Below are 24,243 nucleotides of genomic sequence, written 5' to 3' on the forward strand. Positions count from 1 at the left end.
CGCCATCGGCGCGAACGAGGGATCCGTCTGGGCTCTCCTCATTAAGATCCTCACCCAGGTCTTGACCAGTGTGACAAGAGTAACATAGCGTTCATACATACGTCCGTGTGTTCGTAATTTCGAACATAGTGACACCGAGCCGCAACATAACGAGTCGGCCTACAACGTTCGCTGAGGAGAGTCATGGTCAGCAAGCAAAAATCCAGTTTCGTACTGGTTCACGGTGGGAGACACGGTGGCTGGGCCTGGCGTGAAGTCATGTCGCGCCTTAACGCCCTCAACTACTCGACGTACACGCCGACCCTTACCGGCCTCGGTGAGCGCGCGCATCTTTTGTGCGCGGACATCGGTCTCGAAACTCACATCAATGATCTGGTTGGAGTCTTCGAGTATGAGGACCTGAGTGACGTCGTTCTGGTCGCGCACAGCTACGGTGGCATGCCTGTGGCAGGCGCGATGCAGCACGTGTTCGACCGGGTCCGCAGGGTCGTCTGGGTGGACGCACACCTCCCGCAGGAGGGCGAGTCGATCTTCGACCTCATCGGAGACGAGCGGGCCGCGGAGATGATAAAGATGGCGGACCGGGATGGGGAAGGTTGGTTCGTGCCAACGTCCGATGCGAGCTGGTGGGGTCTGACCGACGTCGAGCAGATCGCATGGGTCAACTCCAAGACGACTGCCCAGCCGATCAAGACCTATAGGGACAAGATCGGGCCAACGGACCGGGCCTGGTCGCACCCGGGAACGATGATCGAGTGCAACCCGAGCAGGCTCCCGGCCATAGAGCGAACCCGTCAGCGCGCGCGTGCCGAGTCGGACCCGCGCTTCCTTCACCGGACGATCGACGCGTGTCACGAGCCGATGCTCACTCAACCGGATGAACTCACGAAGCTGTTGGTTGAGGCAATCGACAATCTGTAAACGTGGTGCCGGGGGAGGGAGCAGCTGACACCGGTTGAGGTCTACGCGTTGCGGTAACGCGAGGATGCAGGGCCAGCCGCGAGCGGGGTTTTATGGTGCAGGACGCGCGCAGCTCCGGATTCCCTGTTCGTCCGACACTTCGGTTCCTTCTAGGGTCCCGCCTGCTAAGCCTTTCGGCGCCGACTGGCCTGTTCAACGAGTTCCGTAAACCATGGCCGGTGTCCACGGTGGAACACCATTCCTTCGGGCAGTCCCTGGACTGACGGGACCGACTTGGCGATGTCGATTGTTATCCGGCCGCCGGCCATGGGTGCATTGGTGATATGCAGATCACCATAGGACTCCGGGAGGACTGGATCCATCCATAGTCCGCCGCGGGAAACGTGGGCGTCATACCGCATGAGGCTCGTGACAAGGTGGATGGGTGTGGTCGCCGCCCAGGCCTGGGGCGAGCATGCGGTCGGATACGGGACGGGTGCGGCAAACTGGTCACGGCTGAACCCGCAGAACAGCTCAGGTAGCCTGCCATCTGAGTATTCGGCTGCTTCAAGTAGGGCTGTGGAGATCAGCTGGGCTTCCGCCACGAAGCCGTAGCGCAACAGCCCGGCTACGATAATGGCATTGTCGTGCGGCCAGACTGATCCATTGTGGTAGCTGGCGGGATTGTAGGCGCCCATGTCGCTTGCCAGGGTCCGCACGCCCCAGCCGCTGAACATCTCGGGGGACATCAGCCGTTCGGCCACCTGCGGGACCTTGTCCTCGTCGATGAGGCCGAGCCACAGGCAGTGGCCCATGTTGGAAGCGCACGCGTCGACCTGACGCTTCCTGCCATCGAGGGCGATGGCGTAGTACCCGCGCTCGGGGATCCAGAACTGTTCGTTGAACCGTTTCTTCAATTGCGCCGCGCGATCGGTGAGCTCGTCTGCCAGGGCCGCGTCACCGGCGTCGTATGCCATCCAGGCCCGCGCCAAGTACGCGGCGTAGACATAGGCCTGCACCTCGCAGAGAGCGATCGGCGGTTCAGCCAGACGGCCGTCAGCGAAGTTGATCCCGTCCCACGAGTCTTTCCACCCTTGGTTGATCAGCCCTCGTGGGTTGAGGCGCTCATACTCGACGAATCCGTCGCGGTCCTTGTCTCCGTAGTCCCGGATCCACTTCAGCGCGCGGTCCGCGTGGGGGAGCAGCGCGGCGATGGTGTCCTTGGCGAATCCCCAGCGGCTGACAGCCCCCAGGACGTCCACGAAGAGCGGGGTGGCATCGACACTGCCGTAGTAAGCGGACTTGCCGCCCAGAGCCAGCCCGCTGGAGACATCGAACCTGACCTCGTGCAGGATCTTGCCCGGCTCCTCCTCGCTCATCGGATCCACCACAGTGCCCTGGAGGTCTGCAAGTGTCTGCAGCGTACCGAGGGCAAGCGAGGGATCCACCGGCAGTGCCATCTGCGAGGCCCACAGCGAGTCCCGTCCGAACAGCGTCATAAACCAGGGCGCCCCTGCGGCGACCACGACGCGGTCCGGATGGTTTGGATCTTCGATGCGAAGGGCGCCGAGGTCGTCGTAGCTGCGCCGCAAGGTCCGTTCGATGGACCTGTTTCCCATCCGTAGCATCGGAATCTTGGCCACCCACTCCTGGCGGCGCCGGTCCTGGGGGGACAATCCGTCTCCCTGAGGATGGACGAAGGGATGTGCGGGATTGGCTAATTCGATGCTGGGGACGACGGTCAGTACTGTGCTCCAGTGGCCGTGCGGCGGGATTGCCACGTTGTAGTTCAGGTATTCCGGCGTGATGTCTGCCCCCGGCGCCCGGACAACCATGCCCTTACTGATATCGTGCCAGACTGCCCGGATGCTCAGCGTGTCCCCGTATGGTTGTCGGGTTTCGTCCCAGCGCCGTTGTATCCGCGCCTCTTTCACTTCGAAAAGGTCGGCGAAGTCCGCCTCAATCTTTAGGGAGATCAAGCATTCGGCCGGCTCCGGGGAGTAGTTCCTGACGGTGACCTCCTCCTGAATGCCGCTGCTCACTTCGCGGAGCCGCTCTACGATCAGGGGGCTGTCCGCATACCCGTCCGAGCGTGTAACTCGCCCAGCAAATAGTGCCCGGTACGGCGCCTTGGTCTCGGTCGCCAGGGGTTCGAGAGGCTGTCCGTTTATTGTGAGGCTCCAACGGGAGAGGATGCGTGTGTCTTGGACGAAAAGTCCGTGGGGATGTTCGGAATGGATGTCGCCATTCGGCAGCGAGATGCAGAAGGACGATCCTTCTACCAAGGTAACCGTTCCGGCGCCAAGGGGGCCCGCCGCCGTGTCGGCATTCCATCCGGCCATCCGGCCCCCTCAAGTCAACACCGGCATGCCTCGGCCCTATCTAAAAGGCTGCTGCCGTCGCCACCAATTTCTCGAGTCGACGCTACTCTTGCCGGTTCGCGCATGCCAGAGCCCCGTTGACTCTATCGTCTTGGCGAGTCCTCCTTATTGAGGTAGACCCGGGCCGCGAAGGTATCTGAGAAGGGGACGGGATCTTAGATAGTGGCTTCGGGCAAGGCGAGCAAATCGGGATCAGAGCCGATGCTCATTGCCAACCGCGGCGTCGATGGCGGCAACAAATGCTGGGTGCGCGGGGTTCCAATAACGTGCGCGAAGGCCGCGTCCTCGATTGCTTTGTCCTGAGCCGTGAGCCGGCCCTCGTGCTGGCGCTGGTGCTCCCGCCAGGTGGGAACTTCAAACTGCTCAAGGAAAACGTTCGGGGACTCTCCGACCCTATAGAGGTCCCAGCGTGAGGCGCCGCTGCGCAACCGCGAGCGGCGCAGTTCCTGTAGAGCGAGCAAGAAGGCTGTCTCCTCGTCGTCGGCGACTTCGTACTCGACGGAGATGAGGACCGGTCCTGCGGCCGGGTCGGGCTCCACGGCCACTTCGGGCGTCCTCCAGTACGAGAGCGGGGAGCGGTCCATGTGCTGGGCCTCTTGCACAGCAAGGAGGCGACCGGTAAACGCGCTACAGGCCACAAGCGCCGCCGCTGCCAAGACGGAAAATTGTAGGCCGAAGTATTGGGTTACGAGCCCCCAGATGGCCGCGGAGAGGGCCTGCGTTCCCAGGAACACCATGACGTAGATGGCAATGCCGCGGGCGCGCACCCATCCAGGCAGGAAGAGTTGGAGTTCGGAGTTTGTGGTGGCGACGGTGGCTGTCCAGCCGAATCCGCACACAAGCAGCAGCGGCACTGCCAGCCAAATACTCGTGGCAAAAGCGAGAGCACCGAACGTCAGGGCATAGGCGACCGCGGCCAAGACCAGCACCGCATTCGACGAAAGGTATTGCTTGATTTTGCCAAGGTTGAACGCGGCGATGAGCGCGCCAATACCCATGGATGCGAACAGCAGTCCATAACCGTCCGGCCCAACGCCGAGCTGGCGGTTTGCGATGAGCGGCAGAAGGGCCCAGACTGCGCAGGCGGGTGAAACGAAAATGGCAAAGCGCAGTAGAATCCGGCGAATTACAGGTTCATGCTGCACGTAACGTGCGCCGGCCCGAAGTGCGGGGAGGAATCGCTCTCGCTCGCCGCGGGCGACCGGAGGCCGACGCCATGCGAGCAGCACGATGGCTAGGGTGCAGCCCGCCGCGGCGTTGATGATGAAGACGGGTGGAACCCCGAGGTGGGCGATGACCAACCCGGCCAGCGCGGGGCCAGCCGCGCGCGAGACGTTGACGCTGACCATGTCGAGCCGGGTGGCGGCGGCCAACTTATCCCGTGGGACGATTTCGGCTATCAGGGACTGCCAGACCGGCTGCAACATCGCGGCACCACAGCCCACCGCAAACGTGAAGGTGAGCAGCAGTGCCGGCGGCATCATCCCGAGTGCTGTCAGGATGGCCAGCGAGGATGCGACAATGACGAAATACGTCTGGATGCCGAACAGAAGCCACCTGCGGTCGAACGCATCGGCGAGCACGCCCGCAGGCAGCGCGAGGAGCATCACCGGCAATTGATTGGCTGTTTGTACTAGCGGTACTATCGCTGACGCGTTCGGATCAGTCACGAAGAGCCATTGGGCCCCGACTGTTTGCCCCCAGGAACCGATGCTGGCGGCAACCACACCGAGCCAGAGCCATAGGAAGGCCCGGTGGCGGAAGGGCGCCCACGGCGAGGCGGCTTGTTTAGTGCGTGTCGGTACGGGGTTCCTACTCTTCTTGCTTCTCAACTGGTAAAAACCTTTGCCTAGTCTTGGGGAAATGCTTTGGAGGGCGGTGCAGCCTGGCGGTGCCGCGATTACACTGCGTCGACGCTGTAACTGAGACCGATCTGTCGGCGGATCTCGTCCATCGCGGCCATGACGGAGACGCTCTCACTCGGTGGAAGGACGGTGCCGGCCAAGGCGCCGTCCCTGATCAAACGCTCCATCTCGCGCCCCTGGAATTGCATTCCCCTGCTGTTCACCGATTGATCGAACCTCTCGGCGAGGTTTCCGTCGGCGTCGTATCGGGTGAAGGTCGTAGCTGTGTACCATACGGAATCTATGTCGATCCATCCTTTAGTCCCTATGATTGCGGCTCGGTTGGCTCCGGCGATGTCCAATGCGCAGTCCATCAGGGCCTGTTGTCCCTGTGCGTATTCAAAGATCACGGCGGTCTGTCGGTCCACGCCTGTTGCTGTCATTGAGGCACTTGCCTTGATGCATTCAGGAGCGCCAAAGACGTCAAAGGCGAAGGAGACGGGGTAAATTCCGAGATCCAGCAGCGCTCCGCCACCCAGCGCCGGATCGTTTAGCCGGTGGGCCGGATCCTTCGGCAGGTTCTGGTTGTGGCTGGCAACAACCTTCCGAACCTCGCCGAGGGTGCCCTCTTTGATGATTTCGCGGAGCCGGATCATATGAGGGAGGAAACGGCTCCACATGGCCTCCAAAACCACGAGTCCCTTGGCTTCTGCCAACGCCACAATGTCTTGGGCTTGCCGGGCGTTGATGGTGAAGGGTTTCTCGACCAGCACGTGCTTTCCAGCGTTCAAGGCGAGGAGGGCATGAGCGTGATGAAACACGTGCGGCGTGGCAACGTAGACAACATCGACCTTCGGGTCCGCGACCAGTGCCTCGTAGCTTTCATGGGCGGTGGGAATATTGAACTTGTCGCTGAACGACCGGCTCGATTCCATCGTGCGGGATCCTACGGCCTGGACAGTGAAACCGTTCTCGACCAAGTCCTGCGTTTGAATGCCTGCGATGAATCCCGTACCGAGAATTCCCCAACGGATCGGTTCGTCAGTCATTGGAGGCACCTTCTTTCAGGAAAGCCCGGATGCCTTCAACGACAAACTCGTGGTCGTCGTCGGATGCAAGGCCTGATACTGTCGCCGCGGCCGCAACGCCTGTGCCGCTGACGCGGACCGGGAAGGAACCTGGGGCCAGGGTGTAGTCCGCCGGGGTGAGCCATCCTCCCTGTGTGGGGTCGAAGCCCTTGGAAGAGAACTCTTCGTGGAGCAGGGCGGTGCTGTGCTCGAAACGTAAAGTGGTTGCGGACTTGCGACGAATCCATTCCTCCTGGTCAGCGGTGGCTCCTGGCAGGACACACCGGAAGAGGACGAGGTTGTGCCGACGGATATCAATCGCGACGGCATGCCCCTCCGCAATTGCCCGGACGGCCATGAGCGATCCCAGACGCCAGGCGTCGTGGTGGTCAAACCGTTCGAAGACCAATTCGTCTTCGTGCTGTCGCAGTTCGCTTAGCCGAGATGATGTGATGTCAGTCATGGGGAATCCTTGGTTTCGGTATGCAAAAAAGCGATCCGCTTGGAATCGGGTGCCAAGCTTGATGACGTTGAGGGTTCCTGGCCACCAAAGGGGCCACGTGTTGAGCGGCGCAGCTCAGCCGCTGGGTGGAGACAACGACGACGTCGACCGGCAAGTCCGCGGGGTGGCCGACGGTTCCGCTGGGGAAACGGATGTAGCCGGCCAAGCTCCCATCTGGATGAGCGGTGCCGGAACAGTCCACCGTCTCGTTCTTGAGCAGCCTTTCGAAGCCCGTGCCGTCTTGGAGTCATAGGCTCCGTTCTGGGATGCGCGATCTTCCTAACGAACAACCTACGACGACTTCTGTCGATGAGCAAGCAAAAGTTGAAAAAACCTTGTCAATCTTTGGTTGTACGACTCCCATAAGTAGTCACGCCTTGCGGATGGCTAGTCCACGCTCCGCCTACAGAGGAACAGGCCTCTACCAGGTGGAGGAACTCCTTCGTGGGGTTCACTGGCGAAGGGTGTACTGACAGTAACTCCCTGACGCGGTGGGACCGACGTAGCCTCGGATTCATGGATACCGGGGCAGAAGCGGCGCCTCGACGAAGCGAACGACATCGAGAAGGAAGAGCCTGGGAGAAATCATGACCAACAAGCAGAGCAGAGCACAGCAGCTAATGGGAGATCTAGCCCCCAAGTTGGCGGAGCTGACGGACGAAGTGCTGTTCGGCGATGTCTGGGAGCGTCCAGGTCTGTCGCCGAGGGACCGCAGCCTCGTGACAGTTGCGGCGCTCGTGGCGCTTTACCGCACCGATCAGCTGAAGTCACATCTGGGTCGCGCACTCGATAACGGACTTACCGAGGAAGAACTCGTCGAGGCCATAACCCAACTCGCGTTCTATGCCGGATGGCCTTGCGGGGTGGGCGCCATCGGCGTGCTGCGCGAGGTCAGCCGCGGCTGAGCCTAGAAATAGAATCCAGAAGGAGAACATGAGCGAGTTCACAGTGTTGGTCGTCGGAGCGACCGGCAGCATCGGCCGATACGCGGTGGCCGAGTCACTTCGACGTGGCCACCGCACTCGCGCACTGGTCAGAGACGCAGGCAGGGGCGCCTCGCTCCCTGAGGCGACCGAGGCCATCGTGGGCGACTTGGCCCGCGCCCAGACTCTCGCGCCGGCGGTCGACGGCGTCGACGGGATCGTCTTCACACATGGCTCCCACGGAGGCGCTGCCGAGGCGGAACGTGTCGACTACGGCGCCGTGCGGATCATCCTCGAGGCCCTCGGTGGGCGGAAAGCACGGATCGCGCTCATGACCGCCATCGGAGTGACCAAGCATACCCCCGGGCACGACTGGAAGCGCCGCGGCGAGCGGCTCGTGCGCGCTAGCGGACTGCCGTACACAATTGTGCGACCCGGATGGTTCGACTACAACGAGCCCGATCAGCGTCGCCTGGTGATGCTCCAGGGCGATCGCCGGTGGGCGAGCAACCCCTCCGACGGCGTCGTCTCGCGCCTGCAGATAGCGGAGGTGCTTGTCGCGAGCCTGACCTCGGAGGTAGCCGATCGCCGGACACTTGAGCTCGTCGCCGAACGCGGCTGGGCGCAAGAGGATCTTGATCCGCTCTTCGCGGCACTGCAACCCGATCCGATCGGCTCGCTCGACGGGGTCCTCGACACGGATAACATGCCGCTTGAAGGGGAGCCATACGTCGTAGCCCGGGAGCTCGAGTTGGTGCGGTCGCGCCGACGCTGACCTTGCGTGGGTCACCAGGAAGCCTGTGAGGATCCCTGGGTGAACACGCCCCGACGATGTAACTAGAACACCGCTCAGATCACTCCTGCGTTGTGAAGATCCGCAATCTCGTGAGGCGACAAGCCAAGGTCATCGCTGAGGATCTGGTCAGTGTGCTGCCCGAGTCCGCCTGCGCGCGTGGGCTCGACGGTCGGTGATTCGGACAGAAACAAGGGACTCCCGAGCGTCATGAAGTCACCAAGGTCGTCCGTCACAGTTCTGACGACTCGACGCTCTCGAACGTGCGGGTCTTCGAGCAGTTCAGGAAGGGTCACGACGGCGGCGCATGGAATCTTTGCGTCCTTCAGCCAGACTTCGAGCGCGGACTTCGTATGCAGACTCGTCCATCGTTCGACGATGGCGTCGACGTCTACGTGGTGTAGGCACCGGCCATGCATATCGTCGAACCGCGGATCTTCTGCGGCAGGGTCTGCGATGAGTTCGCGCAGCCGCCTCCAGTGGGCGTCCGTGGGGCACAGGACTGTGATCCAGCCATCCTGCGCCGGATAGGCGTTGTAAGGGGTCACGGCTCCTCCGCCGTGACGGTTACCGGTGCGTTCAGGGATGGTTCCGCCCGAACTGAGGAAGCCGGCGATGTTTGAGGTGAGGGAGGGGAGAATCGCGTCCTGGAGAGAGACCTCAACATGTTGGCCGCGCCCGGTCTGCCCACGCTGGACCAAGGCGGCAAGCACGCCCGCAACAAGGTGAGTCCCACCCATGAAATCGACGACTGACGGTCCTGTTCGGACCGGAGATCCGTCCGGAAATCCCGTCGTGCTCATGACGGCCGTCCTTGCTTGGACCGTGAGGTCCATCGCGGGTTCACCGGCGTAGGGGCCGAACGATCCGAATCCGGTGCCTGAAGCCATGATGAGCCTAGGGTTGATTTTCCGGAGGTCTTCATAGCCCAGGCCGAACCGGTCCATCGCACCTGGTGACAGGTTTTGCACGAGTACGTCGGCCCAGCGTGCGAGCTCGCGCATGATCTCCTGGCCCTCATCGCGCTTGAGATCGAGGCGCATCGTTCGTTTGCCTGAGTTCAGAAAGTTGAACTGGATCGGATTTCCCTGCTCGTCTACCGTGGGGAGTCGTCGGTAGGGATCACCCTGGGGGGACTCAATCTTAATGACGTCCGCCCCGAGCCGTGCTAAGAGCATCGTGCAATACGGGGCCATGTAGAACTGGCCGAGGTCAATGACCTTCAGGCCTTCCAACGCGTTCATCGCTGATTCTTCCTCATCTTAGACATAATTTGTGCTTTACCGTCTGGGTCACAAGATTGGGGCGGCAACGTGTTTCCCTTCATGGAACGTGGCGCCGAATGAGCGCCTGGACGCCCCGACTCGATCCAGGTAGGGCGTCAAGCCTCCGTTAATGTATGGCCAACCGGCTCCCAGGAGCAGGCACAAATCGAGATCTTCAACGTTGGACACGACTCGCTCGCTAAGCATGATCCTTGCTTCGTTGGCTAGACCGTCTTGGATGCGGTGAAGGAGGTCCGTCATGCCAATGGGGGCTACACCGGTTTCGAGGACTTCTTGTGCGGCGTGGGTCCATCCGACAACGCGGCCGTTCTCGTCCCTCTCCAACACATCGCCTTGAATCGAGGCCAGCCGATGGAAGTTTTCCGAGGCGAAGAACCGGTCCGGGAATGCGTCGTGCATGGTGTCCTGCACATGTGCGGCCACTTTCCAACCCACCAAGTCGATGAGTTCGATTGGACTCATTGGAAGTAACAATGAGGCAAAGGCGCGTTCGACGGTTTCTAGCGAGGTTCCCTGCTCGATGGCGTGGGCAGCTTCCCCCATAACTTTGGCAAGGATCCGGTTCACCACGAAGCCCGGTACGTCTGCTGTCAGAACCGCGGTCTTCCCAAGAGCCTTGGCTGTGGCGAAAGCGGTAGCCAAGGTCTCTTGGTTTGTCATGGGTGTCGAGACGATTTCGAGCAGGGGCATTGCAGCGACGGGATTGAAAAAGTGGAAGCCAACTAGGCGTTCGGGGTTCTCTAGTGCAGTGCCGATCTCCTCGACTGAGAGGGACGATGTGTTCGTCGCCAGGACGGCCTCAGCGGAGATGATTGGTTCAATCGATGCCAGGGCCTTCTGCTTGATGCGTGTCTCTTCGAACACTGCCTCGATGACGAAGTCGCAGTCCGCGTAGTCAGCTAGATCGGTTGACGCCAAAATGAGGCTTCGGATCCGGTTTGCCGTGTCGTGGTCGAGCCGCCCCTTCGCCTCCAGTCCGCCGATCTCTTCGTGAATTCGGCTAACTGCCTCGGTCACCCTGAACTCGTCGAGGTCGTTGAGCAGGACTGGAACCCGAAGCCTGGTGGCGAATAGGAGTGCGAATTGGCGTGCCATCAGGCCCGCCCCGATGATGCCAACTTTGGTGACCTTCCGGGCAGAAGCCGAATCGGGAGCGCCTGAAGGGCGTTTCGAGAGCTTCTGCACCGTGTTGAAGGCGTAGAGGGATGCCTCGAACTGCTCCCCGAGGATGAGCTCAGCGAACGCCTGATCCTCGCGCTCGAATGCTGCTTTGCGGTCGCCGTCTTTGGCCTTTTCAATGAGTTCGAGAGCTGCGTATGGAGCTTTTGGAACGATGCCGACTTTCCTGGCGAGGCGGCAACGTTCGGCCTCAACTGCTTCGGTCCACAGCGTACCCCGCACGTCGGCGTTGGGCTGCTGGTCGCGGATAACCGAGCTAGACCCTGTCAAAATGGAGTCCGCCCACTTCAGGGAGTCCTCAAGGAAGTTCGACGCGGGGAAGAGCGCATCGACTATGCCTAGTTCTACGGCCTGCGCCGCTGCCACAGTTCCGCGGTTCTTGAGTGCGTCACTGACCATGATTTTGATCGCGGCGTCAACTCCAATGAGGTTCGGAAGCAGGAATGTGCCGCCCCACCCGGGAAGGAGTCCGATCCCTACCTCCGGCAGCCCAAGGACAGCCGACGGGTGGATTGTACGGTAGCTCGTGTGGAGTGCAATTTCGAGGCCACCACCAAGGGCTGTCCCGTTGATGAATCCGAACGAGGGCACGCCGAGATCGGAGAGCCGTCCGAGCGCGTGATGGCCAAGCTGAGCCAGTTGCATCGCGGCGTCCCTTGAAGCGATCGCGGGCATCATGGACAGGTCGGCTCCCGCGGAGAACGCTCGGCCGCTGCCGATGATGCCGACGGCGTGGATCTCCCCTGCGGTGGCGCGGCCCTTCAGTTCGTCGAGCACATGCTTGAGTTCCGTCAGCGAGGCTGCCCAGAGCGTGTTCGGCCTGCCCGGCTGCTCGCTGCAGAGTGTGATGAGGGCAAGCACTCGGCCGCTGCTGAGCGTGATGTCTCGGACGCGGGCCCGGGTTGGAACTTCATTGGCGCTGATGGAGTTGATTTCTGAGAAGTCTGTCTGGTCGTACTGGCCCAAGGACATGGCTCAATTCCGCCTTCCGTTGTAGTGCGGGTTCTCCCAGATCACGGAGCCGCCTTGTCCGAGCCCTACACACATGGCGGTGAGTCCGTACTGCACGTCCGGTCGTTCTGCGAACTGAGCGGCCAGTTGGGTCATGAGCCGTACACCTGTTGCAGCGAGGGGATGCCCCATCGCAATGGCGCCGCCCCAGGGATTCACACGGGGATCGTCGTCTTCAATGCTGAAATGGTCGAGGAGCGAGAGCACTTGGATTGCGAACGCTTCGTTCAGTTCGAAGAGGCCGATGTCGTCGATAGTGAGGCCGGCTTTGCGGAGGGCTTTCTCCGTCGATGGGATTGGCCCGATTCCCATGATCTCGGGGTCGACGCCGGCGAATGCGAACGATACAAGTCCCATCTTGGGGGCGAGTCCGAATTCTTCAACGGCTCTGCTGCCTGCCAGAAGGCTGATGGTTGCGCCGTCAGTGAGGGGAGATGATGTTCCGGCCGTGACCTTGCCGTGAGGTCGGAACGGTGTCCGTAGGCCCGCTAGTCCTTCCATGGTTGTCTCCGGTCGCCGTCCCTCATCTTCCACGGCTAAAGACATAGCTCCGTCGGAGTCGGTAACGGCGACCGGCACGAGATCGGGTTGGATCTTGCCTGCTTGATATGCGGTGTGCGTTTTGTGCTGGCTGTGCATTGCGAAACGGTCGGCGCGCTCCTTCGTTAGTTCGGGGAAACGGTCGTGGATCCGCTCAGCGGTTGCTCCCATGTTCAATGCCTCAGGCGAGACCAGCCCTTCGGCGGCCAGGCGGGGATTGGGGTCGACGACAGTGCCGAAGGGGTGGCGGCCCATGTGTTCGACGCCGCCGGCGAGGGCAAAGTCGTAGGCGCCGATGCCGATTCCCCCGCAGGCGGTCGTGACGGACGTCATGGCGCCGGCGCACATGCGGTCGATGGCGAATCCAGGGACAGACTCCGGAAGTCCAGCCAAAAGCGCGGCCGTCCTGCCGAGAGTCAGGCCCTGGTCTCCCTGTTGGGACGTCGCGGCAATGATGACCTCGTCGATGCGTTCGGCGGGGACATCGGGGTTTCGTGCCATGAGTCCGGCAATTGCTTTGGCGGCAAGGTCGTCCGCGCGGGTGTTGTGGTACATCCCTTTTTCGCCGGCGCGGCCGAAGGGGGTCCGCACTCCGTCGACGAAGTACACATTCGTGGGTGTGGTCACTTTTTGTCTGCTTTCCATGAGAGGTCCCCTGGTCATCCGTTCGCCATCGAAGCGGTGTCGAGCACAAAACGGAACTTCACGTCGCCGGCGACGAGACGGTCGTAGGCCTCATCGAGGCGGGAGGCGTCGATCACCTCGACTACCGCGCCGATCTCGTGTTCGCTGCAGAAGTCGAGCATCTGCTGCGTTTCCTGGATGCTGGCGATTCGGGATCCCGCCAAAGCTCTGCGGTTGACAATGATCGAAAACGCATCCAAGGACAGCGCCTTGCTGGGCACGCCAATGCTGACGAAGACCCCATCGAGCATGAGGAGCCCGAGGTAGGCGTCGAGATCCACATTCGCCGGGACGGTCGAGATGATCAGATCAAGGCTTTGGCCGAGCTCCGCGAACGCCTTCGGATCGGTTACGGCATAGTATTCGTCCGCGCCGAGGGCGATTCCGTCGTCCTTCTTATCGAGGGAGAGGTCGAACACCGTCGTGTGAGCCCCGAGGGCTTTCGAGATCTGGACAGCAACATGTCCCAGACCGCCGAATCCAAGGATGCCCACCCTGCGGCCCGGGCCGGCACCCCATCGGACCATCGGCGAGTAGACCGTGGCTCCTGCGCATAGTAAAGGTGCGATTCGCTCAAGCGGGAGATTCTCTGGCAACCTCAGAACGAAGTCCTCGTTCACGACGATCTTCTCGCTGTATCCCCCGTAGGTGGAGGACCCGTCCGGCAACCGCGTGCCGTAAGTCTTGGTATTGCCGTTGAGACACTGCTCTTCATGCCCGAGCCTGCAGTTTCTACATTCCCTGCAAGAGTCGACCAAACAGCCCACCCCTGCACGGTCCCCGACGGAGAATTTCGTGACCTCCTCGCCGACGGCGGACACCACGCCTGCAATTTCGTGTCCGGGGACAATCGGAAATTGATTGTGTCCCCATTCGCTGCGGGCATGGGAGACGTCCGAATGGCATATACCGCAGAACAGGATGTCGATGAGCACGTCGTGTGGCCCGACTTCCCTGCGCTCGATAGTCGTGGAAGTGAATCTTGCGCCAGGCGCATCCGCGATTCGTGCGTTGACCATCGCCATCAGCCGATCGCCTGGTATTCGGTGAACTCTTCGATGCCGAACCGGCCGAATTCGCGTCCTATGCCGGAGAGTTTGAAGCCGCCGTGCGGCGCCCTGGGATTGATGGGGGAGCCGTTGATGCGAATTCTCCCGGCACGTACTCGCCGTGCAACCCTCTTGGCGCGTTCGGCGTCACCGCTCCAGATCGCGGCCGCAAGGCCGTAGTCGCTGTCGTTCGCAATTTCGCTCGCTTCGTCGTCGGTGTCGAAGGGAATGAGTACCACGACCGGGCCGAAGATCTCCTCGCGTGCAATCCGGTTCTGGTTGTTACCTGAGAAAACAGTGGGACGCACGAAGTATCCGCGGGACAGACCGTCCGGCGCCTCGGGGCCGCCTGTCATCATGCGCATGCCCTCATCGAGCCCCGACCGGATGTAAGTGCGGATGCGGTCGCGCTGTGCTGCAGTTGTCACAGGTCCCAAGGTGGTTTCCGGATCGAACGGGTCGCCGAGGATGTAGCTGTCAGCCTTCGCCCGGGCGATCTCCTCGGCTTCCGTGAGCCGGGCCCGTGGAACGAGCACCCGGCTGAGGCCTCCGCACACCTGGCCGGAGTTGCGGAATGAGTCTTCCATGCCGTCGGTGATCGCGGTCTCCAAGTCCGCGTCCGGGAGGATGATGTTTGCCGACTTCCCACCCAATTCCAGAGAAACACGCTTGATCGATCCCGCAGCGAGCTGCATGACGCGCCGACCGGCGCGCACAGAGCCGGTGAGGGAGACCATGTCGATGAGCGGATGGGTGGCGATTGCCTCGCCGACATTCGGGCCCGTGCCCGAGACAAGATTGAATACGCCCTCGGGGAGGCCCACCTCGGCTGCGGCTTCGGCGAAGATGAAGGAGCTGAGTGGCGCGACTTCCGTGCCCTTAAGAACGACGGTGCAACCGGCGGCCAGAGCAGCCCCCGCTTTCATGCACACCATTTTGAGAGGGGCGTTCCATGGCGTGATGGCCCCGACGACGCCGGCAGGCGCGCGGTGGACGATCGTGTTCCCGACGCGCTCATCCCAAGCGATCTCGTCCAGGCTCTCTGCCGCGATTCTCAGATCCGCGATCGCAGTGGAAGTCTGGGCAGTAGCAGCCTGCTTTGCCGGCTGCCCGACCTCGCTGACGATTGTGCGGGTGATTTCCTCGGCCCGGGCTTCGAGTGCATCCGCCAGCTTCTTAAGGAGCAGAGCGCGTTCCTGGGTCGATGTCTGCGACCACGTCGGGAAGGCGGCGGCAGCTGCGCGTGCAGCGCGGTCGACGTCCTCCGGGGTTCCTGCGGGAATCGTCGCGAGATGCTCTTCCGTCGTCGGGTTGATGACGGCGAGGACTTCCGTCCCCGACGATTCCGTCCACTTTCCGTCAAGGAATATCTGGTTGCGTTCGATCATGGAGGGATCCCTTCGCGCCGTTGCTCATGGTCTTAGTCCAAGCGCCCAGGACGGAACTCCCCGAAGGAGGTCTGATTTGCGCTTAAGTTCTTATATACGATCAGTAGTTCATATATGGGTATGATGGGGACGTTACGGCAACCACTTCAACGCTGTCAAGGTCGACAGGATCGGGGAAGAACGAATGAACGAACAGCATTTCCGCCACGCGACGCCTGAGTTCCGTACGTTCTGGGGGGAAGGGGCGCTGACGTCCCTTCCCGGCGAGATGAAGCGCGTCGGATCCCAGCGGGCTGCCATCATCTGCAGCGCTTCAATGCTTCGATACCCGGAGGCGTTGGCCAAGGTGGAAGCGGCACTCGGCGATCGCCTCGTGGGTCGCTTCGAAGGTGCACAGGAACACAGTCCGTTGCCGGCCGTCGAGAACGCGCGATCCTTCCTTAGTGAGGTGCGGGCGGACGCCATTATCGTTGTCGGGGGAGGGTCGGCGATCGTCACGGCCCGAGCTGCGTCGATTTTGTTGGCCGAGCAAGCCGATGTCCGGGAGCTCTGCACGAGGCGGGGCCCGGATGGGCGTCTTGTCAGTCCGCGCTTGACCGCACCGAAAGTGCCCCAATGGATCGTTCCGACCACGCCAACGACGGCCTATGCCAAGGCCGGTTGTGCAGTTCGGGACCCAGCCACGGGCGAGCGACTCGCCCTCTTCGATCCGAAGGCGCGCGCGCAAGGGGTCTTCTTCGATCCGATGCTGGCATTGACGGCGCCGGCGCCGCTTGTTCAGTCCTCGGCCCTCAACGCCTTTGCGATGTCCATTGACGGATTGCAGTCAGACACTGATGACCCGCTTGCCCATGCCCTTCTTATGCATGCGTTGCGGCTTCTCGTCGAATGGCTCCCGGAGGACTCGATCGCTCCTGATCCCCAGCAACGCCTTCGCCTCATGCATGCTTCCCTCCTCGCTGGACAGGGGAGTGACTATGTGGGCACGGGCCTCGCGCAAGCCCTGTCCCACACAATCGGGCCTCGGTCGTCTACGGCCAACGGCGTCGTCGAGGCTATGCTGCTGCCCCACACCATGCGCTTCAATGCCGAAGTAGTCGGCACCCGTCTCTCTGCCTTGGCTCCCGTTCTGAACCATGGCGGTTCGCGACAGTCCACCCCGGAACGGGTTGTGGCTACTACTGAAGAGTTCCTCCGGTCCCGCGGCGTACCGGGCCGGCTGCGCGATGTAGGGATTGCCAGGGATTCGCTGGACGCCGTCGTCGACCATGCAATGGAAGACTGGGCCATTACCCGCGTGCCCCGTCGCGCGAGCCGCGAGGAGTTAACCAAGCTCCTCGAGGGGGCTTGGTAGCTTGACAGCCTCCGGGCTGGCGACCCGGTAATACGGCCCATTGACGCCCGCCGGAGTGAAGAGTAACTTCAAAGAAGTTCCCATTTGGGTCCTTAAGTTCCGATATGCGAACTTGAGGGATGTATATGTCAGTGTGGCTTTCAGGCCGGCTGGCCTCCGCGACACGGTCGATGAGTCTGCGTTCCCATACCCAATTTGCACGATCGACCGCCCGTGCGGTCAAGAGAGGACATCATGATTGCCCCGGAAATGCTGATAAGCGAATTCGAAATCAAGACCGGCCACACTGGACTCCTTATCGACGGACAATGGGTGGCTTCGGCCTCAGGGGAGACATTTCCCGCTCTGGATCCCGGTACGGGGGAGGTGATCGCGGAGGTTGCCCGGGCCGAAAGGTCGGATGTCGATGCGGCCGTGGCCGCAGCCCGTCGGGCCTTCGCGGAAGAGCGTTGGCTGCGCCTGACGGGCCAGGAGCGAGGTGAAGTTCTCTGGCGGGCCGCGGATCTCATGCGCGCGCAGGCCGACCGCTTGGCCGAGTTGGAGAGCCGCAACATGGGTATCCCCGTCAGCCAAGCCCGGACAATGGTTCTCGAGGCGTCCGCGCAGTTCAGGTACTACGCGGGCTGGGCGGACAAGATCCACGGCCGGACAATTGACCTTGGTCCGGCCGGACGTCGCGTCCAGGGATACACATTGCGTGAGCCTGTCGGTGTTGCCGCCCTTATCGTGCCATGGAATGCACCGCTCATCTCGGCCGCGAAGAAACTTGCCCCCGCTCTCGCCGCAGGATGCTCCTGCGTCCTGAAGCCAGCAAAGGAAACGCCCTTGACGGCCCTGTGGCTCGGACAGATTCTCCAAGAAGCCGGCGTTCCCGACGGGGTTGTCAACGTCGTTACGGGCTTCGGAGAGACAATCGGCGCAGCCTTGGCGGAGCACCCCGGAGTGGACATGGTCAGCTTCACGGGTTCGACTGAGGTGGGACGCTCTATTGTCCACGCAGGGACGGCCAACATGAAGAAGCTCTCACTCGAGCTGGGCGGAAAGTCCCCCGTGATCGTCATGCCGGATGCGGATCTCTCGAAAGCGATCCCTGGCGTTGCCGGCGCCGTTTTCTGGAACACCGGGCAGGTGTGTGCCGCGGGAACTCGACTATTCGTCCACGATGCGGTCTTCGATGAGGTTGTGCAAGGAGTGGCGGAGATCGGCCGCTCACTCAAGGTGGGTTATGGGATGGACCCGGGCGTCGATCTAGGTCCACTCATCTCGCAGAGGCAACTCGACCGTGTGACCGCTTACGTAGAGGGGGGCCTCGACGCCGGTGGTCGTGTGGTGAGCGGCGGTTCTCGAATCGGCGACCGCGGATTCTTCTTCGAACCGACCGTCGTCGTCGATGTCGACCAGTCCATGGCTCTCATGCGGGAAGAAATTTTCGGCCCCGTTCTCGGAGTCATGCGGTTCAACGATGTTGAGACCGCCATCGAACTGGCTAATGACACTCCCTATGGGCTGGCCTCGAGCGTGTGGACCGGGGACGGCGCGGCGGCGCACTCCATTGCCCGCCGGCTTCGTGCCGGCCGTGTCGGCATCAACATTCACCGTGCGGGGGGCGTCTACATGCCAGCCGGGGGATATCGCCAGTCCGGTTGGGGGCGCGAGAACGGGCCCGAAGGGCTTGAAAGCTACCTCGAGACCAAGTCCGTGGTTGCCGAACTGGGAAGTTGAGCCAAGCTGTTGACCCAAGCAGGAAATCCTAGTAAATTCGCAACTACGAATAATAGTTCGCATATCCGAATGAGGAGACAATGACGTCAAGCCACACCACCGAAAAGGCCGAGATCGGCGCGGAACTAGTCCGCGCCACCTTCACTGACGAAATGCTTGAAGAAATGCGGGCACTCATCGGCACCGAGCTTCGTACGGCGGCCTCCGTAAACAATGAGTACGCCACACGCTTGGCCATCCTCCGCTTCGCAGAGGGCATCGGCGATGACAATCCCCTATGGACCGACGAAGAGTATGCGACCGCGAGTCCCCATGCAGGATTGATTGCACCGCCGAGCTTCATCTTCTGCTGCCTCGGATCGATCCAGGTCGGATGGCGCGGTCTCGGCGGATTCCACGCCGAGACCAACATCAACTTCCATCGTCCTATCCGGGTCGGGGACCGAATCACTGCGAAGGTCGTCTTCGACGGCTTCGATGGTCCAACGGATAGCTCTTTCGGCGGACGACGCATTAAGGATTACCTGCGGCAGGAATACAGGAATCAGGACGACGAGCTCGTTGCGACTTTCATCTGCTCGCGGATGAGGTTCGAGCGGGGCGAGATGCAGGAACGGCGAGAGTCCCGCGCGATCGAGCTCCCACACCCCTGGACCGACGAAGAACTGGCTGCCATCGAGGACCAGATCCTGGCCGAATCTCCCCGGGGTGCTGTGCCGCGGTATTGGGATGACATCAAGGTCGGCGATGAGCTCGACTTCATCACCAAGGGACCGATCGGCCTCACGGACGAGATCGCCTTCATTGCCGCCGGGGCGGCACCGATTCCCCGGTTGTCCGCTCATGGTGTCGCGCTTCGCCGATACCGCAAGCATCCGAGCTGGGCTTACCGGGATCCCAACACCGGTGCCCTTGAGCCGGTTTACTCCGTGCATTACAGCGACTACGCCGCGCGGCTACAGGGCGCACAGATGGCCTACGATGTCGGAATCCAGCGGACCTGCTGGCAGATCCACTCACTGACGAACTGGATGGGCGACGCAGGGTTCCTCAAGTCGATCCATGGTCAGTACCGTTCTCACGTCTACCTGTCCGACGTCGTCCGGCTGGGTGGACGCGTGATCGAAAAGTCGATCGACGACTCCGGCGACCACGTAGTTCGCATCGAAACCTGGGCCGAAAACCAGCGCGGGCAGAACGTCATGCCGGGCTCCGCCGTCGTCAGCCTTCCCAAGCGCACCGAAGCAGAGCTCCTTCCCCTGGAAGGAGAAGCTTGATGTCAACAGCTATTGATGAGTGGGGCACAGATGTCAGCGTCGTCGACATGGAAGGGGTGCCCTTCCGCATGTACCGGAACCGTCCGCAGCGCCTGGGCTCGCTTCTTGCTTTTGCCAACCGTTGGGGTCACCGCCCTCACATCGTGCAAGGTGAAAGAGTCGTCAGCTTCTCGGACCTCCGGAGCGCGATAGCGGCACAGGCAACCGACTTGCGGAGGCTGGGTATTCGCGCCGGCGACAGGGTCATGATCCTCGGGTGGAACAGTCCCGAATGGATCACGAATTTCTGGGCAAGCGTCGCGGCCGGTGCTGTTCCCGTCCTTGCCAACGCCTGGTGGAGCCCGAATGAGCTCGAAGATGCCTTGGACCGAATTGCACCATCACTCGTTTTGGCGGACGAAAGAAACGCAAGGCGCATCCCGGCGGGCTGGGAAACCGGTTCATGGACTGCGCCGGCCGATGGCTCTTCCGAAGTGGAGGCTGCGGAAGTCAAGGGTGACGAGAACGAACCTGCGGTCATCATCTTCACCTCCGGAACCGAACGCCGGCCGAAGGCAGTGGTGCTGTCTCACCGCTCCTTGCTGGCCGGCCTTCATATGCTCCTGCACATCACCAAGCGACTGCCACAACAGATCGGTGAGGAGACGGGAGAAGCCGCGCTGCACACGGGTCCGATGTTCCACATCGGTGGAGTGCAGACCCTCCTCCGAGCGATCACGGTGGGCGACACCCTGGTTATGCCCAGTGGACGCTTCGACCCTGAGGAGGCCCTTCGCCTCATCGAAGAATGGAAGATCCGGCGATGGAGCGCAGTCCCGACCATGGTGTCCAGACTGCTCGAGCACCCCGATGTCCAGACGAGGAACCTGCGATCGTTGCGCTCACTCACTGTGGGCGGCGCCCCCGTGCATGCCGAGTTCCTTGAGCGCATCCGGACCGGCCTCCCCGGTGTGGAACCGCGCATTGCCACTGGATATGGGTTGACCGAGAACGGCGGCCAAGCGGTCGCCGCTTCAGGCAAAGACACCACCGACAGACCTGGGACGACCGGAAAGCCACTTCCCTGCGTGGAGATCACCATTGCCACGGCCGCTGAATTCGATGCGGGGGAGATCCTTGTTCGCAGCCCCACTCAGATGAGCGGTTACATCGGAGAAGACGAGTCTTCTATAGACAGCGAGGGTTGGCTGCACACGGGAGACCTCGGTCATCTTGACGATGACGGATACCTCTGGATCACCGGCCGCTCGAAGGACATGATCATCCGTGGAGGCGAAAACATCGCACCTTCCGCAGTTGAGGCGGTGCTTGCTCAGCTTCCGATGGTCTCCGAATCAGTTGTGTTCGGTGTTCCTCATCCGGACCTGGGCGAGGAAGTAATGGCTATCGTGGTAGCGCCGGGCGCTACAGCAGACGAGTTGCGCACAGGCCTCCATGGAAGGCTGGCTTCCTTCGCTGTACCCAGTCGGTGGAACATCCGTACTAAACCGCTGCCGCTGAACCACGCGGGCAAGATCGACCGTGCGACTTTGGTGGCGGAAGGGCGGGCCGAGGTTGTTTCGACAGGGGGAGCAGGAACATGAGCGAACTCGTGTCCGCCCAGGTCGAGGGGGGCATCGCAATTGTCGAGATGCACCGGCCGCCAAGCAACTTCTTCGATGAGGCCATGCTCGCGGAACTCGCATCTGCGGTCATCGAACTGGATGCAGCCCCCGATGTCCGCGCCATTGTCCTGTGTTCGGAGGGCAAGCACTTCTGCGCCGGTGCGGACCTCCGTGGCGTGGATGCGAATGGGCTCCGAAGCGTCTATCGGCAGGCGTTCGCAATTTTCACTGCGCGCAAGCCGATCGTCGCTGCCGTCCAGGGAGCGGCAGTCGGTGGGGGACTGGGATTGGCGTTGGCCGCAGATTTCCGGGTCGCCACAGGCGACAGCCGCTTCACCGCGAACTTCGCCAGGCTGGGTTTCCATCACGGATTCGGTCTCTCCGTTACGCTGCCGGCCGTCGTCGGACGCCAACGGGCTCTCGACCTGCTCTACACCGGCCGTTCGATTCAGGGCGCTGAAGCGTTTGAGATCGGCCTTTGCGACCGTCTGGTCGAGTCCGACCCGAGGGAAGCGGCCGTAGGTCTGGCTATGGAGATCGCTGAGTCCGCTCCGCTCTCATTGCTCGCCATTCGGGCCACCATGCGTCGTCAACTCGTCGCAGACGTGCATGCAGCGCTGGATGTGGAAGCGACGGCCCAGTCGCACCTCCTGGGTACAGCGGACTTCGGCGAGGGCGTCGCAGCATCGGTCGCAAAGCGCCAGCCTGAGTTCGTGGGCAGATGAATCGCACTCATGGGCAGGATGAGGTTAGATGGCTGTCGTGACCAATATTCCAACGCAGGACTCCGACCGCGCACCGCAAAACCACCGGACCATCGACAGGGTGACGCGGATTGTAGAAGAGGTCGTCTACAACCCCGGGATGAGTTTCGCCGAACTCGCTCGAGTCTTGGACGCCCCGAAGAGTTCGGTGCACGGGTTCATTCGAGGACTCTTGGCAGCTGGATGGCTGCACGAAGACAACCACCGGTTCTACCTGGGCCCAGCGGTGTATGGACTCACCCTCGCCACTGGCCACATTCGCGCGGGACTAGTTACTGACACCGACGTTGCTGCGCTGCACGAGGCGACGGGAGTCACCACCTTCCTTGGGGTCAAGGCTGGTGACCACCTGATCTATGTCTCCGAAGCAGGGTCGGAAACCCTGGGCGGATTCGGGGCGCGCAGTAACATTCGACGCACTCTTCTTGACACGGCAGGCGGCAAAGCCATCTTGGCGTCGCTTTCGGACACTGAGCGCAACGCCTACTTTCGACGCTGCACACCAGAGGAGGCGAACCTTGTTGAACAATTCCTGGCCGAATTCGACGACATCAGGAAGACACGACTCGCCCAGAACACCCTCAGGGGCGGAGCGCGATACGCCATTGCAACGACCGTGCACAATCAATCCGGACAAGTGGTCGCCGAAGTCACCCTCGTCGGCCCGACCTCCGAAATGAAACCAAGGGCAGAAGAACTTGGCCGGGTGCTGCTTGAACACGTGGACTCCTGGAGAAACCGGTCTACAAAAGCCCGCGAGGCACTCTAGCGAGTTCGCTTCGCCTGCACGCTTTCAGGCATCGACCGATAGAAACCTAAACACGCAAGCCGGGCCCGAACGGACCTGGACAGATTTGTCGTACCCAAAGGAGGGGACGTTGACCAAGGTTGCTGCCCGTGCAATGCGCGGGCCGAAGGACACTTTTGAGACGATGCTCATTGACCGGCGCGAGCTCGGTCCTGAGGACATCTACATTGAGATTGCGTATGCCGGGATCTGCCACTCGGATGTGCATCACGCACGTGCCGACTGGGGGCACACCATGTACCCGATCGTGCCCGGGCACGAGATAGCCGGCATTGTCACAGCCGTGGGGTCTGCAGTGACGAAATTCGCGATCGGCGACCGGGCCGGAATCGGCTGCATGGTGGACTCATGCAGGACGTGCGACTACTGCCGGGCAGGCCTTGAACAGTATTGCCGCGGTGGACACATTCTCGCCTACAACATGATCGACCGCGGGGGCCGTCGCACATTTGGCGGATACAGCGAAAGTATCGTCGTCGATCAGGCCTTCGCCGTGAAGATTCCCGGGAACATCCCGCTTGAGCAGGCCGCGCCGCTCATGTGCGGGGGAATCACCCTCTATTCGCCATTGCGCCATTGGGGCGCGGGCCCCGGGAAACGGGTGGGAATTGTTGGCTTCGGCGGACTGGGCCACATCGGCACGCAGATCTCGTCTGCGCTTGGCGCCCACACGATCGTCTTCAATTTGAATCCATCTGCCAGAGAGGACGCGCTCCGTCTGGGCGCCGACGAATTCCGAACCACGACTGAGCCGAACGCATTTGATGGCCTGGAAGGCTCGCTCGACCTCATCATCTCCACTGTCCCCGCCAAACTTGACCTCGATGCATACCTGCGACTCTTGGACGTCGATGGAACTTTCGTGAATCTCGGCGTGCCTGTTGAACCGCTCAGCATCGTGCCCCACTCCCTGCTCATCAACCGTCGCTCCATTGCCGGGTCCTCCATCGGAGGCATAGCCGAGACCCAAGAGATGATCGACTTCTGTGCAGCGAAAGGGATCGGAGCTCAGGTCGAGGTCATCGATGCGAGTTCGATTGATGACGCCTATGACCGTCTCAGCCGGGGAGATGTGCGATACCGCTTCGTCATCGATACGAGCACGATCAAAGCAAACGCCGAGACTCCCGTCATAGCCGAGCATGCCGCGATCTAATGCCGCGCGGC

20 protein-coding genes are annotated in these 24,243 nt (G+C 61.7%); 11 read left to right on the top strand and 9 right to left on the bottom strand.

All coding sequences use genetic code 11. The features are described from left to right. Positions 1-183 precede the first annotated feature (183 nt). Complete coding sequence (locus tag KNN17_RS15660; protein ID WP_241709911.1) at positions 184-921, top strand: alpha/beta fold hydrolase; 738 nt, start codon at positions 184-186, stop codon at positions 919-921. Positions 922-1,085: 164 nt separating this feature from the next. On the opposite strand, the gene KNN17_RS15665 is transcribed toward KNN17_RS15660, so the two are convergent. The 4 genes from KNN17_RS15665 to KNN17_RS15680 form a co-directional block, all read right to left on the bottom strand. After that, positions 1,086-3,242: an amylo-alpha-1,6-glucosidase gene (locus KNN17_RS15665; protein WP_241709912.1), complete on the bottom strand. Its 2,157-nt coding sequence runs from the start codon at positions 3,240-3,242 to the stop codon at positions 1,086-1,088. Between the two features lie 194 nt (positions 3,243-3,436). Then, positions 3,437-5,113, bottom strand: a complete 1,677-nt coding sequence (locus tag KNN17_RS15670) for an MFS transporter (RefSeq protein ID WP_242598885.1) — start codon at positions 5,111-5,113, stop codon at positions 3,437-3,439. A 68-nt stretch (positions 5,114-5,181) separates the two neighbouring features. Beyond that, positions 5,182-6,174: a Gfo/Idh/MocA family protein gene (locus KNN17_RS15675; RefSeq protein ID WP_241709914.1), complete on the bottom strand. Its 993-nt coding sequence runs from the start codon at positions 6,172-6,174 to the stop codon at positions 5,182-5,184. Then, entirely contained in the window at positions 6,167-6,655 is a 489-nt protein-coding gene (locus KNN17_RS15680) for a heme-degrading domain-containing protein (RefSeq protein ID WP_241709915.1), read from the bottom strand. Before KNN17_RS15680 ends, KNN17_RS15675 begins: the two co-directional genes overlap by 8 nt. Before the next feature lie 100 nt (positions 6,656-6,755). Here KNN17_RS15680 and KNN17_RS15685 point away from each other — a divergent pair, with 100 nt between their 5' ends. The 3 genes from KNN17_RS15685 (at position 6,756) to KNN17_RS15695 (ending at position 8,392) form a co-directional block, all read left to right on the top strand. Continuing rightward, on the top strand, positions 6,756-6,947 hold the full coding sequence (locus KNN17_RS15685) for a hypothetical protein (RefSeq protein WP_241709916.1): 192 nt from the start codon (positions 6,756-6,758) through the stop codon (positions 6,945-6,947). 334 nt (positions 6,948-7,281) lie between these two features. Then, on the top strand, positions 7,282-7,599 hold the full coding sequence (locus tag KNN17_RS15690; protein ID WP_241709917.1) for a carboxymuconolactone decarboxylase family protein: 318 nt from the start codon (positions 7,282-7,284) through the stop codon (positions 7,597-7,599). 28 nt (positions 7,600-7,627) lie between these two features. Next, the gene (locus tag KNN17_RS15695) at positions 7,628-8,392 is read left to right on the top strand and encodes an SDR family oxidoreductase (RefSeq protein WP_241709918.1); all 765 of its coding nucleotides are present in this window, start codon (positions 7,628-7,630) and stop codon (positions 8,390-8,392) included. 74 nt (positions 8,393-8,466) lie between these two features. Here the strand turns inward: KNN17_RS15695 and KNN17_RS15700 are convergent, their stop codons facing one another. The 5 genes from KNN17_RS15700 to KNN17_RS15720 are packed head-to-tail and all read right to left on the bottom strand — an operon-like array spanning position 8,467 to position 15,547. Further along, positions 8,467-9,654, bottom strand: coding sequence for a CaiB/BaiF CoA transferase family protein (locus KNN17_RS15700; protein WP_241709919.1), 1,188 nt, complete (start codon positions 9,652-9,654; stop codon positions 8,467-8,469). 48 nt (positions 9,655-9,702) lie between these two features. Continuing rightward, positions 9,703-11,847 carry a 3-hydroxyacyl-CoA dehydrogenase NAD-binding domain-containing protein gene (locus KNN17_RS15705; RefSeq protein WP_241709920.1) on the bottom strand — a complete coding sequence of 715 codons (2,145 nt, stop codon included), beginning with the start codon at positions 11,845-11,847 and terminating at the stop codon, positions 9,703-9,705. A 3-nt stretch (positions 11,848-11,850) separates the two neighbouring features. Then, complete coding sequence (locus KNN17_RS15710) at positions 11,851-13,053, bottom strand: thiolase family protein (protein ID WP_241709921.1); 1,203 nt, start codon at positions 13,051-13,053, stop codon at positions 11,851-11,853. Between the two features lie 32 nt (positions 13,054-13,085). Further along, on the bottom strand, positions 13,086-14,135 hold the full coding sequence (locus KNN17_RS15715; protein ID WP_241709922.1) for an NAD(P)-dependent alcohol dehydrogenase: 1,050 nt from the start codon (positions 14,133-14,135) through the stop codon (positions 13,086-13,088). Beyond that, complete coding sequence (locus KNN17_RS15720) at positions 14,135-15,547, bottom strand: aldehyde dehydrogenase family protein (RefSeq protein WP_241709923.1); 1,413 nt, start codon at positions 15,545-15,547, stop codon at positions 14,135-14,137. The genes KNN17_RS15715 and KNN17_RS15720 overlap by 1 nt, the downstream gene beginning before the upstream one ends. A gap of 184 nt (positions 15,548-15,731) precedes the next feature. On the opposite strand from KNN17_RS15720, the gene KNN17_RS15725 reads away from it, so the two are divergent. The 7 genes from KNN17_RS15725 to KNN17_RS15755 all read left to right on the top strand — a co-directional run bounded on the left by KNN17_RS15725 (position 15,732) and on the right by KNN17_RS15755 (position 24,232). Further along, entirely contained in the window at positions 15,732-16,901 is a 1,170-nt protein-coding gene (locus KNN17_RS15725; RefSeq protein WP_241709924.1) for an iron-containing alcohol dehydrogenase family protein, read from the top strand. Positions 16,902-17,135: 234 nt separating this feature from the next. Then, entirely contained in the window at positions 17,136-18,623 is a 1,488-nt protein-coding gene (locus tag KNN17_RS15730) for an aldehyde dehydrogenase family protein (protein ID WP_241709925.1), read from the top strand. 80 nt (positions 18,624-18,703) lie between these two features. Next, on the top strand, positions 18,704-19,900 hold the full coding sequence (locus KNN17_RS15735; protein WP_241709926.1) for an FAS1-like dehydratase domain-containing protein: 1,197 nt from the start codon (positions 18,704-18,706) through the stop codon (positions 19,898-19,900). Further along, positions 19,900-21,483, top strand: coding sequence for a class I adenylate-forming enzyme family protein (locus tag KNN17_RS15740; protein WP_241709927.1), 1,584 nt, complete (start codon positions 19,900-19,902; stop codon positions 21,481-21,483). Before KNN17_RS15735 ends, KNN17_RS15740 begins: the two co-directional genes overlap by 1 nt. Then, positions 21,480-22,229: an enoyl-CoA hydratase/isomerase family protein gene (locus KNN17_RS15745; RefSeq protein ID WP_241709928.1), complete on the top strand. Its 750-nt coding sequence runs from the start codon at positions 21,480-21,482 to the stop codon at positions 22,227-22,229. The genes KNN17_RS15740 and KNN17_RS15745 overlap by 4 nt, the downstream gene beginning before the upstream one ends. Before the next feature lie 28 nt (positions 22,230-22,257). Further along, a complete protein-coding gene (locus KNN17_RS15750; RefSeq protein WP_241709929.1) occupies positions 22,258-23,037 on the top strand; it encodes an IclR family transcriptional regulator in 780 nt (259 codons plus the stop codon). Positions 23,038-23,146: 109 nt separating this feature from the next. After that, positions 23,147-24,232, top strand: a complete 1,086-nt coding sequence (locus KNN17_RS15755; protein WP_372489690.1) for an NAD(P)-dependent alcohol dehydrogenase — start codon at positions 23,147-23,149, stop codon at positions 24,230-24,232. Positions 24,233-24,243 lie beyond the last annotated feature (11 nt).

Source organism: Arthrobacter bambusae (assembly GCF_022606295.1).
Lineage (GTDB): Bacteria > Actinomycetota > Actinomycetes > Actinomycetales > Micrococcaceae > Arthrobacter > Arthrobacter bambusae_A.

Coding starts and splice junctions, on each gene's coding strand:
- KNN17_RS15695 (WP_241709918.1), top strand. CDS start 7,628: ATGAGCGAGTTCACAGTGTTGGTCGTCGGAGCGACCGGCAGCATCGGC.
- KNN17_RS15690 (WP_241709917.1), top strand. CDS start 7,282: ATGACCAACAAGCAGAGCAGAGCACAGCAGCTAATGGGAGATCTAGCC.
- KNN17_RS15715 (WP_241709922.1), bottom strand. CDS start 14,135: ATGGCGATGGTCAACGCACGAATCGCGGATGCGCCTGGCGCAAGATTC.
- KNN17_RS15730 (WP_241709925.1), top strand. CDS start 17,136: ATGATTGCCCCGGAAATGCTGATAAGCGAATTCGAAATCAAGACCGGC.
- KNN17_RS15750 (WP_241709929.1), top strand. CDS start 22,258: ATGGCTGTCGTGACCAATATTCCAACGCAGGACTCCGACCGCGCACCG.
- KNN17_RS15735 (WP_241709926.1), top strand. CDS start 18,704: ATGACGTCAAGCCACACCACCGAAAAGGCCGAGATCGGCGCGGAACTA.
- KNN17_RS15745 (WP_241709928.1), top strand. CDS start 21,480: ATGAGCGAACTCGTGTCCGCCCAGGTCGAGGGGGGCATCGCAATTGTC.
- KNN17_RS15725 (WP_241709924.1), top strand. CDS start 15,732: ATGAACGAACAGCATTTCCGCCACGCGACGCCTGAGTTCCGTACGTTC.
- KNN17_RS15660 (WP_241709911.1), top strand. CDS start 184: ATGGTCAGCAAGCAAAAATCCAGTTTCGTACTGGTTCACGGTGGGAGA.
- KNN17_RS15665 (WP_241709912.1), bottom strand. CDS start 3,242: ATGGCCGGATGGAATGCCGACACGGCGGCGGGCCCCCTTGGCGCCGGA.
- KNN17_RS15720 (WP_241709923.1), bottom strand. CDS start 15,547: ATGATCGAACGCAACCAGATATTCCTTGACGGAAAGTGGACGGAATCG.
- KNN17_RS15675 (WP_241709914.1), bottom strand. CDS start 6,174: ATGACTGACGAACCGATCCGTTGGGGAATTCTCGGTACGGGATTCATC.
- KNN17_RS15740 (WP_241709927.1), top strand. CDS start 19,900: ATGTCAACAGCTATTGATGAGTGGGGCACAGATGTCAGCGTCGTCGAC.
- KNN17_RS15705 (WP_241709920.1), bottom strand. CDS start 11,847: ATGTCCTTGGGCCAGTACGACCAGACAGACTTCTCAGAAATCAACTCC.
- KNN17_RS15700 (WP_241709919.1), bottom strand. CDS start 9,654: ATGAACGCGTTGGAAGGCCTGAAGGTCATTGACCTCGGCCAGTTCTAC.
- KNN17_RS15680 (WP_241709915.1), bottom strand. CDS start 6,655: ATGACTGACATCACATCATCTCGGCTAAGCGAACTGCGACAGCACGAA.